The 10132-nt window shown below is 63.4% G+C and carries 7 protein-coding genes; 6 read left to right on the top strand and 1 reads right to left on the bottom strand.

The genetic code is table 11. The features are described from left to right. From RYH74_RS20010 to RYH74_RS19995, 4 genes are all read left to right on the top strand, one after another. Nucleotides 1-2609 (top strand): Ig-like domain-containing protein (locus RYH74_RS20010; RefSeq protein WP_317409979.1); only part of this gene is annotated, 2609 nt, incomplete at its 5' end. Then, nucleotides 2609-3880 carry a TolC family protein gene (locus RYH74_RS20005; protein ID WP_075045129.1) on the top strand — a complete coding sequence of 424 codons (1272 nt, stop codon included), beginning with the start codon at nucleotides 2609-2611 and terminating at the stop codon, nucleotides 3878-3880. The genes RYH74_RS20010 and RYH74_RS20005, both read left to right, overlap by 1 nt. Further along, nucleotides 3870-6032: a type I secretion system permease/ATPase gene (locus RYH74_RS20000; RefSeq protein WP_286101824.1), complete on the top strand. Its 2163-nt coding sequence runs from the start codon at nucleotides 3870-3872 to the stop codon at nucleotides 6030-6032. Before RYH74_RS20005 ends, RYH74_RS20000 begins: the two co-directional genes overlap by 11 nt. Beyond that, nucleotides 6022-7209 carry an HlyD family efflux transporter periplasmic adaptor subunit gene (locus RYH74_RS19995; protein WP_025338981.1) on the top strand — a complete coding sequence of 396 codons (1188 nt, stop codon included), beginning with the start codon at nucleotides 6022-6024 and terminating at the stop codon, nucleotides 7207-7209. The genes RYH74_RS20000 and RYH74_RS19995 overlap by 11 nt, the downstream gene beginning before the upstream one ends. 9 nt (nucleotides 7210-7218) lie before the next feature. Here RYH74_RS19995 and RYH74_RS19990 read toward each other — a convergent pair whose 3' ends face one another. Continuing rightward, complete coding sequence (locus RYH74_RS19990) at nucleotides 7219-8076, bottom strand: LysR family transcriptional regulator (RefSeq protein ID WP_286101825.1); 858 nt, start codon at nucleotides 8074-8076, stop codon at nucleotides 7219-7221. Between the two features lie 90 nt (nucleotides 8077-8166). Here RYH74_RS19990 and RYH74_RS19985 point away from each other — a divergent pair, with 90 nt between their 5' ends. Then, nucleotides 8167-8580, top strand: a complete 414-nt coding sequence (locus tag RYH74_RS19985) for a VOC family protein (RefSeq protein ID WP_025338983.1) — start codon at nucleotides 8167-8169, stop codon at nucleotides 8578-8580. Between the two features lie 27 nt (nucleotides 8581-8607). Then, on the top strand, nucleotides 8608-9876 hold the full coding sequence (locus RYH74_RS19980) for a cation:dicarboxylate symporter family transporter (RefSeq protein ID WP_317409978.1): 1269 nt from the start codon (nucleotides 8608-8610) through the stop codon (nucleotides 9874-9876). Nucleotides 9877-10132 lie beyond the last annotated feature (256 nt).

Below are 10132 nucleotides of genomic sequence, written 5' to 3'. Positions count from 1 at the left end.
GCAACCCGATCGGCCAGACGACCGCCGATGGCAGTGGCAACTGGGCCTTCACGCCTTCGCCTGCGCTGGGCAACGGCACGGTGATCAACGCCGTGGCTCAGGACCCATCCGGCAATACCAGCGGGCCGACCAGCGCCACCGTTGACGCCGTCGCGCCGGCCGCACCGGTCATCAACCCGAGCAACGGGGTGGTGATCAGTGGTACCGCTGAGGCCGGGGCCAAGGTAATCCTCACTGACGGCAGCGGCAACCCGATCGGCCAGACCACTGCCGACGGCAGCGGCAACTGGTCGTTCACGCCCGGTACGCCGCTGGTCAACGGCACGGTCATCAATGCTGTGGCCCAGGACGCCGCTGGCAACACCAGCACCCCACAAGTCAGCACCACGGTGGATGCGGTAGCCCCTGGCCAGCCGACGATCGAACCGAGCAACGGTACCGAGATCAGTGGTACCGCTGAAGCCGGCGCCAGGGTGATCCTCACCGATGGCAGCGGCAACCCGATCGGCCAGACCACCGCCGATGGCAGTGGCAACTGGTCGTTCACGCCCGGTACGCCGCTGGCCAACGGCACAGTCATCAATGCCGTCGCCCAGGATGCGGCCGGCAATACCAGCGGGCCGGCCAGCGTCACCGTTGACGCCATCGCCCCGGCCGCACCGATTATCGAGCCGAGCAATGGTGTGGTCCTCACGGGTACTGCTGAGCCCGGCGCCACCGTCATCCTCACCGATGGTGGCGGCAACCCGATCGGCGAGACGACCGCCGACGGCAGTGGCGACTGGAGCTTCACCCCAACCACGCCGCTGGCCAATGGCACGGTGGTCAACGCGGTGGCCGAGGACGCTGCCGGCAACAGCAGTGGCCCGGCCAGTACCACGGTCGACTCGGTGGCGCCGTCGGCACCGCTGTTGAGCATCAGTGCCGACGGTGCGCTGCTGACCGGTACCGCCGAGCCGAACAGCCAGGTACGCCTCGTGATCGACGGCGATACCGCCAACCCGATCACGGTGAATGTCGACGGCGCCGGTAACTTCAGCCTGCCGTTGGCGCCACCGCTGATCACCGGCGAGCTGATCAGCGGGGTCACCGCCGACGCTGCCGGCAACCTCAGCGGCCCGGCGACGATCAACGCGCCGGACCTGGCGCCGCCGACCATCAGTGTGCCGGAAGCCGCCGACACCTGGATCAACGCGGCCGAGATCAGCGACGGCATCCAGGTCGACGTGACGATCCGCCCGACCATGCAGGTCGGCCAGGTGATCACCGTCGCCTTCGCCGGGCAGAACGGCTACGAGACGCAGGCAACGCACACCATCACCGCCGGCGATATCCTGGCCGGCAGCGTCACCGTGACCATTCCCCCTGGCGGTGGCATGGGGCCGTTCCCGGAGGGCGCCTCTACCGTTACCGCAGACATCAATGGCGGCACTGCTTCGACCCCGGTGCCGTTCACCGTCGACACCATCCCGCCTGCGACCCCGGTGCTGTCGCTGGTGGGCAGCATCCTGACCATCTCCACCGATCCAGGAACCGAACTGACGGTTGAAGTGGACATCGGCGGCGTCACCGCCACCGCCACGGTGACAGCCGACAACAGCGGGCTGGCTTCGCTGAACCTGCTCACCGACCTGGACATCGACCTTACCCTGGACCAGTTGCTCAACGCCCAGGTCTCGGTCACCGGCGAGGATCCGGCCGGCAACCCGAGCAATGTGGCGACCATCGGCGTTGGCGGCAGCATTGAACAGCCAGTCACCATCGGCAACTTCGGCGTCGATGTCAGCCTCAACCCGCTGAACCCGCGGTTCGGTTTCAGCGGCACCACCGAGCCGGACTCCAGCGTGGTGATCCGTGTCATCACCCCTGCGCTGAACGTCGAACTGCTGCCGATCCAGGCGGACAGCTCGGGCAACTTCTCGCTGAACCTGCTGAGCCCGACCGTCCTCACCCAGCTGGGGCTGAACATCACCGATATCCTCAACCTCGGTTCGCAGATCTCGTTCAATATCGTCGCCACCGACACCAATGGCAACGACAGCTCGGCCTACGGCATCACCCTGGCCCCCAACGGGCTGTCGCTGAATATCGGCCAGATCGACGTCAACGGCACCTCGGGGGACGATGTCATGTCCGGGGCGAGCGGCAGTTCGGAGCACATCAATGGAGGTGATGGCAACGACCTGATCTTCAACGTGGGGACCGGTGATCACGTGGTGGCCGGCAACGGCAACGATGCCATCCAGATCACCGCGACCGACTTCGTCAGCATCGACGGTGGCGCCGGCTTCGACACGTTGGTCCTGGCCGACGGCATCGACCTTGACTACAACGCGGTCGGCGTCGGCACGCTCTCCAACATCGAGCGTATCGACCTCGGCAGGGGCGACTCGGGGAGCGTGCTGACCCTGACCGCGGCGGAGGTCGACGCCATCACCGATGCCAACAACGTGCTGCAGATTACTGGCGAGAGCAACGACACCCTCAACGTGGTGGGTGCCGTAAACACCGGGACCACCCAGCAGGTCAACGGCATTACCTACGATGTCTACAACTTTGGCAGCAGTACCCTGCTGATCGAGGACAACACGGTACAGGTCGTGGTCTGATGCGCGGCCTGTCCGTGCTCAAGGGACGGCGCCGTGGCGCGGGAGCCCTCTGGCTCCTGTGCCTGGGGCTGCCGTTGTCCGCCCCGGCCATCCCGCTCGACCAGGCGGTGCGGGCGGGGTTGGCGATCCACCCGCAGGTGCGTTCGGCGATGGCCGAGGCGGATCGTGCGGGCACCGAGGTGGAGATCGCCAAGGGTGGCTATTACCCCTCCGTCACCATGTCCGGAGGGCCGCAGGAGTTCGACGTTGGCGAGGTCGTCTACGACGTCACCGTCTCGCAGATGCTGTATGACTGGGGAAGGGTGACGAGCAAGGTCGACAGCGCCAGCGCGACCCGGCGCAAGCTGTCCGAGGCGGTGCTGGTGGCGCGCGACGATGCGGCGCTGGATATCGTCGAGACCTATCTCGATGTGCTTGCCTCGGAGCGCCGGGTGGAGACGGTGCGCCAGCACATCCAGCGCCTCGACGGCATCCGCGAGATGACCCAGGCGCGCGGCAGCGACGGTTACGCCGACCGCAGCGAACTGGACCGCGCCAACCTCGAACTGGCGCGTGCCCAGGAACAGCTGTCGCTGGAGAAGGGCAACCTGCAGGACGCGCGCAACCAGTACGCGATCCTGGTTGGCCAGGACCCCTCCGAGCTGGTGGAGCCCGAGCCGATGTCGCTGCAGCGCTACCTGGCTGCCAGCGATGTGGCGCGGGTGATCCGCGAGTCGCCGTTGCAGCGCAAGGCGTTGGAGGACGCCAATGTCGCCGAGGCGCAAGTCCGCGAGGCCAAGGCTTCGTTGCTGCCGCAGTTGAACCTGGAGGCCTCCGCGCTGCGCCGGGAGATCGGCGGGCGCCCGGAAAGCGACTCGGTGATGTCGCTGCGCTTTCGCATGGATACCTTCCAGGGGCTTTCCAACTTCCGCCGGCCGACCGCTGCGCAGCAGCGTCTGGAGTCGGCGCAATGGACGGCCGATGCGATGCAGCGTGACATCCGCCGGCAGTTGCAGACGCTGTTCGATAATGGCGACACCCTGCGCTGGCGGGAACAGTCGCTGAGCCAGCAGGTGACGGAGTCGGAGCAGGTTGGCGAGCTGTACCGCGAGCAGTTCGAGGTCGGCCGGCGCGACGTGATCGACTTGCTCAATGTGCAGCGCGAACGCTTCGAGGCCGAGCGGCAATTGATCAATCTGCACATCGAGCGCAAACGCATCGAGTACCGGGCGGCTGCGCAGGTCGGGCTGTTGGGGGCATTACTGGAGAATCGGTTGAATCATGGAAGTTGAACAAACCCCGGATAATGTCGTGACCCTGAACCACGACGACCCGCTGCGCCAGGGCCTGCTGCTGCTGTGCCGGCAACTGGGCCGGCCGCTGGGCGACGCCGAGCTGGTCGACGGCCTGGCACTGGAGCACGGACGCCTGCCGCTGCGCCTGGTCGCCCGCGCCCTGCGCCGCGCCGACATCACTGCCAGGGTCGCGGAGCTGCCGTTGCGGCAGATGGACGCCTACCTGCTGCCGGCCCTGCTGTTGCTCGACGATGGCCGCAGCCTGCTGCTGGTTGGCATCGAGGGTGAGCAGTACGAGGTGCTGGTGCCGCAGAGCGACGGCGGCCGTGAGTGCATGGCGCTGCCCGTTCTGGAGGCGCTTTACAGCGGCACGGCGGTGTTCGCCAAGTGCCGCTACCACCCCGACGGGCGGGTGGGCGACTACGCCAGCGGCCTGCCGGAGCACTGGTTCTTCGGGCCGCTCAAGCGGCTCTGGCGCTCTTATGCGGAAGTCACGGCGGCGGCCCTGGTGGCCAACGTCCTGGCGGTCGCCTCGGCGCTGTTCGCCATGCAGGTGTACGACCGCGTGGTACCCAACGCGGCCTTCGATACCCTCTGGATACTCGCCAGCGGCGTGGCCCTGGCGATCATCGTCGACGGGGTATTGCGGATCCTTCGCGGGCACCTGCTGAACGTTCTCGGCAAGCGCCTGGACCTGCAGTTGTCGAGCCTGCTGTTCGCGCGTGTGCTGAGCACCCGGATCGCCGCCAAACCGGCGTCGATGGGCGCGTTCAGCACCCAGGTGCGTGAGTTCGAGTCGGTCCGCGAATTCTTCACTTCGTCCAGCGCCGCACTGATCAGCGACCTGCCGTTCGTGGTGATCTTTCTGTTGATCATTGCCGTGATCGGTGGCCATGTGGTCTGGGTGCCGCTGGTGGCCTGCGTGTTGATGCTGCTGCCGGGGCTACTGACCCAGCGCCTGCTGGGGCACCTGTCGCGGCAGAACCTGCGCGAGGGGGCGATGAAGAACAGCGTGCTGCTGGAAGCCTTCGAACACCTGGAGACGGTCAAGGCTGCGCGTGCCGAAGGCCGCTGCCGCCAGCAGTGGGAGACGCTCACCGGGGAACTGGCCGGTACCGCAATGAAGACCCACGCCCTGGCCTCGACTCTCAGCTATTCGGCGAGCATCGTCCAGCAGCTGTGCTATGTCGGGGTGGTGGTGTTCGGCGTCTACCGGATAAGCGACGGCGCGATGACCGTCGGTGCCCTGGTGGCCTGTTCGATCCTGGCCTCGCGGGCCATCGCACCGCTGTCCCAGGCTGCCGCCATTCTTGGCCGCTGGCAGCACACCAAGGTGGCGCTGGAGGGCCTCGACCAGCTGATGTCCGCCGAGCAGGAGCGGCCCGCCGGCAAGCGCTTCGTGCACCGCGACCGGCTCCACGGGCATTACCGCCTGGAGGCGGTGCGCCTGGCCCACGGCGACAGCCCACCGGTGGTCGACGTGCAGGCGCTGAACATCCAGGCCGGTGAGCGGGTGGCGCTGCTCGGCGGCAACGGCGCCGGCAAGTCGACCCTGCTGCGGCTGCTCAGCGGCCTGCTCGACGCGCAATCCGGCCGGCTGTTGCTGGACGACATCGCCCTGAGCCAGCTCGACCCGGCCGACCGCCAGCGCGGCATCGGCTACTTGCCGCAGGACGTGGCGCTGTTCCACGGCAGCCTGCGCGAAAACCTCAACCTGGCCAACGCCGCGCTGGGCGACGAGGAATTGCTGGAAGCCCTCGATGGCGTGGGGCTGGGTACTTTCGTGCGCGCCCACCCGTTGGGGCTGGACATGCCGATCCAGGGCAACGCCAGCCTCTCCGGTGGCCAGCGCCAGGCGGTGGGGTTGGCCCGCGTACTGTTGCAGGACCCGCCGATCCTGCTGCTCGACGAGCCGACCGCGGCCTTCGACCAGAACAGCGAGAAACAGGTCATCGACTACCTGCAGAAATGGCTGGGCCGCCGTACCCTGATCATCACCACTCACAAGAAAAGCGTACTGGCGCTGGTGGACCGTGCGGTGGTGCTGCGCAACGGCCAGGTGATCATGGACGGCCCGCTGAACCAGGTGGTGCTGGGCAACCAGGTGCAGGCGCCACAGGTCGCCGAAGGAGCCGGCCATGGCAGCTGAAAAGAGTTCTGTAGTGCTGCGCCGGCAACTGGCCGATCCCTTGCTGGCGACCACTCACCCGGTCTATCGCCCGCTGCTCTGGACCCTGCTCGGCAGCGTCTTGCTGTTCGTCGCCTGGGCCGCCTGGGCAGAGCTCGATGAAGTGACGCGCGGCGATGGGCGGGTGGTGCCGTTCAGCCGCATCCAGAAGATCCAGAGCCTGGAAGGGGGCATTCTCGACCGCCTGCTGGTGCAGGAGGGCGACCTGGTGGAGGTCGGCCAGCCGCTGCTGCGCCTGGACGAGACGCGCTTTCTCACCAATTTCCAGGAGTCGGCCAACCAGGCTGGCGTGCTGCGCGCGGCCATAGCCCGGCTGGACGCCGAAGTGCTGGGCAAGGCGGCCATCGAGTTTCCATCGGACATCGACCCGCAAGGGCCGCTGGCGCGTTCCGAGCGCGAGCTGTTCAAGTCGCGGCGGGACAAGCTGCTCGAAGGTAGCCAGGCGATCCAGAGGCAGATCAGCCTGGCCCAGAGCCAGCTCGACCTGGTTCGCCCGCTGGTGGCCAAGCGTGCGGTGAGCCAGATGGAGGCGCTGCGCCTGAGCCAGGACATCGCTACCCTCAACGGCAAGCTGACCGAGCTGAAGAGCAGCTACTTCCAGGATGCCTATACCGAACGCTCACAGCGCAAGGCCGACCTCAGTGCCCTGGAGCCGATTGTCCAGCAGCGCCAGGACCAGCTGCGCCGCACCGGGATCGTTTCGCCGGTGCGTGGGCGGGTCAACACCGTGCTGATCAACACCCGTGGCGGGGTGATCCAGCCCGGCGAGGCGATCATGGAAGTGATCCCGGTGGAGGACCGCCTGTTGGTAGAGGCCAGGATCAAGCCGCGCGACGTGGCCTTCCTGGTGCCGGGCATGCCGGCCAAGGTAAAGATCACTGCCTACGACTTCAGTATCTATGGCGACCTCAAGGGCACCCTGGAGCAGATCAGCGCCGACACCATCGAGGAGGACACGCCCCACGGCAAGGAGTCGTACTACCAGGTGCTGATTCGCACTGACGGCAGCCAGCTCAAGCGCGGCGAGGAGGTGCTGCCGATCATTCCCGGCATGGTTGCCGAGGTGGATATCCTCAGCGGCAAGCGCAGCGTGCTCAATTACTTGCTGCGCCCGCTGATCAAGGCCCGTCTGTACTGAACTGGGGTGTCAGGCCATCAGTACGGATGCCAGCAGCTTGATTGCCGACGTGCGGTGATGGCCGGCACTGTAGGCCAGCACTATGTCGCGGCAGTACCTTGGGTCATCGGTCAGAATGAGGGCGTTTGGCGATTGCTCCAGCAATGACGGCCATTGCGGTACCAAGGAAACACCTTGCCCCAGCGACACCAGCAGGCTGATGGCCTCGAGCGCATCCAGGTCGCAAGCCACGCTGGGCGCGAGACCCAGATCGTCCAGATAGCGCTGGGTTATCAAGCCGCCCCAGGAATCGACGGCGTATCGGATATAGGGCCCGGTGGCCAGCATTGCCTGCGCTTCAGCCCGGGAGGCCGCGGCAGGTGCCAACAAGCACAGCGGTTCGCTGCGCAACGTGAGCGTTCTCAACGATTTTGCTGTCTTGAAGGGTGGCGCCACCAGAATTGCCGCATCCAGTTCCTGATTGATCAGCTTGTCATGAAGCAGTTTCGAGTCACCGGGCGTGATGGTGAGTTTGAGGTCGGGCGCGGAGGATGACAAATGCTCCAGTGCTGCCGGTACAAGGCCGGTTAGGGCGGTTGATATGGCGCCAATGCGCAGTTCCCCGGTCAGCGTATCGGCGTTCAGGTCGTTCCTGAGCTGATTGGCATGCTCGACGATGCAACGTATCCGTGGAATCAATGCCAGCAGCTTTTCTGTCGGCCTTATCGCGTGTGCCTCTCTATTGAAGAGAGTGCAGCCCAAGTGTTTCTCCAGGTTTCGAATGCGCAAACTTATTGCAGCGGCTGAAACATTTGCCTTCTTTGCCGCACCCGCAATGGAGCCGCATTCAACAACAGATATGAGGCTTTCCAGATTTTGAATGTCCATAAGAAATGCTTATGCTCAGACCAAGTGTCAGTTGGTGTACATGAATGCCGGGCGGTGTGAGGATAGTGGCTCCGTTCGAGGAGTACCATCATGTTGACACCCTTTCATGTTGCTTATCATGTCAAAGATCTGGATGAAGCAAGAAAATTCTATAAAGAGGTTCTTGGCTGTGTCGAGGGGCGTAGCACTGATACGTGGGTAGACTTCGAGTTCTTTGGTCACCAGATATCTCTGCATGTGGGCAAACCCTTTGAAACCAGCCGCACTGGCAAGGTCGGCCCGCACCTTGTACTGATGCCTCATATCGGGGTGATATTGCCTTTGGATCGCTGGCAAGCCTTGGCTGAACGCCTTGAAGTTCTGGGCGTGCAGTTCGAAATTCCACCGGTTGTACGTTTCGAGGGTGAGCCTGGCGAGCAGAGGACAATGTTTTTCCTGGACCCAAGTGGTAATCCGATCGAAATCAAGGGGTTCAAGAATTTGAATGCAGTCTTTGCTTCCTAGTGTCTTATAAAAACAGAGATCAGTCCTGTGAGAATAAAAATAAATTTAATCACGCAAATTGCAATTGGTCTGGCTGTCGGTATATGCGTTGGCGTGTTGTTGAATCATTTTCCCGATTACAAGGGGTGGTGGATCGAGCAAGTGCTACAGCCGGCGGGCGATGCGTTTATAAAACTGATGAAAATGATCATCGTGCCGCTGGTGTTTTCCTGCATGGTGGTAGGCATAGCCGGCTCTGGCAAGCGCGCCCTGGGGCGGGTGGGAACAAAAAGCCTTGTCTATTTCTTTGTCGTGACTGGGGTCGCAATCATTTTCGGCTTGTTGGTCGGTAACGTGCTCCAGCCAGGCGCCGGTGCGGGTTTCGCCGTTTCATCGGCGAGTGAAGCAGTGCCACCGGTGCAAAATGGTTCGGCAGGGCTCGGCAAGGTATTGTTGGGCATCATTCCTGATAACGTAGTGGCCGCAATGGCAGAGGCGAAGCTGTTGTCGGTACTGTTCTTCGCCATCTTGTTCGGGGTGGCACTGTCTACGCTGGATGAACCCAGGAGGCAGCCTTTGGTTGCCGTGCTGCAGACGGTAGTGGATACCATGTTCAAGGTCACTCATATGGTCATGGCCTACTCACCGATCGGCATCTTTGCCCTGATAGCTGTAACCGTGTCGACCTTCGGGATTGATTCACTGATGCCGCTGGCAAAGCTGACAGCCATTACTTATGTGGCGGTACTGTTCTTCGCGATTGCCGTGCTGGGCCTTGTTGCCAGGGCTGTTGGCGAGAATATCTTCGAGATCATCAAGGCCTTCAAGGATGAACTGATACTGGCCTTCAGCAGCGCGAGTTCTGCCACCGTCATGCCGCAATTGATGGCCAAGACCGAAGCACGGGGTGTGCCGCGAGCGATCACGTCGCTGGTGATCCCGTTGGGTTATTCATTCAATCTGGATGGCGCGTCGCTGTTTGCGGGCCTGGGTACGCTGTTTATCGCGCAGGCCTACAATATTGAACTGGCCCTGGCCGACCAGGTGATGCTGGTATTCATCATGGTATTGACGTCCAAAGGCGCTGCCGGGGTGCCCGGGTTCATGTTTGTGATTCTGACTGCAACCCTGACAGCGGCAGGTTTGCCATTGGAAGGCGTGGGCCTGATTGCAGGGGTATATCGATTGATGGACATGCCCGTTACGGCACTGAACGTACTCGGCAATGCGCTGGCGCCGATCGTGGTCGCAAAATGGGAAAGCCGCGCTGGAACATTACCGGCTGATGTCGTGGTTACGGAGCAATCATCTCGATAGCAGAGGGGGAGGCTCGTTCAGCCAGGCGTTTGGAACGGGAATTGCTGCATCCCTGAAAACCTGCCCATTTGGGGATACGGCCATGTTTCCAGAAGATCTGTACTTCATGTTTCTCTTCGCCGTTGCCGTGTTGGCACTCGATGTGGCAGCCATCATGCTCTATCGGAGTGCCAAGCCCTGACCCGGGTTTGGGGACTTTCACCCTGAACCGGGTTTTGGTCTACAGTGCTGGGACGTCTCTGGTGTAAGGAAACAG

The organism is Pseudomonas sp. LSJ-87 (assembly GCF_032971465.1).
Classification (GTDB): domain Bacteria; phylum Pseudomonadota; class Gammaproteobacteria; order Pseudomonadales; family Pseudomonadaceae; genus Aquipseudomonas; species Aquipseudomonas putida_Z.
This window is presented reverse-complemented; position numbering and strand designations above follow the sequence as displayed.

Coding starts and splice junctions, on each gene's coding strand:
- RYH74_RS20005 (WP_075045129.1), top strand. CDS start 2,609: ATGCGCGGCCTGTCCGTGCTCAAGGGACGGCGCCGTGGCGCGGGAGCC.
- RYH74_RS20000 (WP_286101824.1), top strand. CDS start 3,870: ATGGAAGTTGAACAAACCCCGGATAATGTCGTGACCCTGAACCACGAC.
- RYH74_RS19995 (WP_025338981.1), top strand. CDS start 6,022: ATGGCAGCTGAAAAGAGTTCTGTAGTGCTGCGCCGGCAACTGGCCGAT.
- RYH74_RS19990 (WP_286101825.1), bottom strand. CDS start 8,076: ATGGACATTCAAAATCTGGAAAGCCTCATATCTGTTGTTGAATGCGGC.
- RYH74_RS19985 (WP_025338983.1), top strand. CDS start 8,167: ATGTTGACACCCTTTCATGTTGCTTATCATGTCAAAGATCTGGATGAA.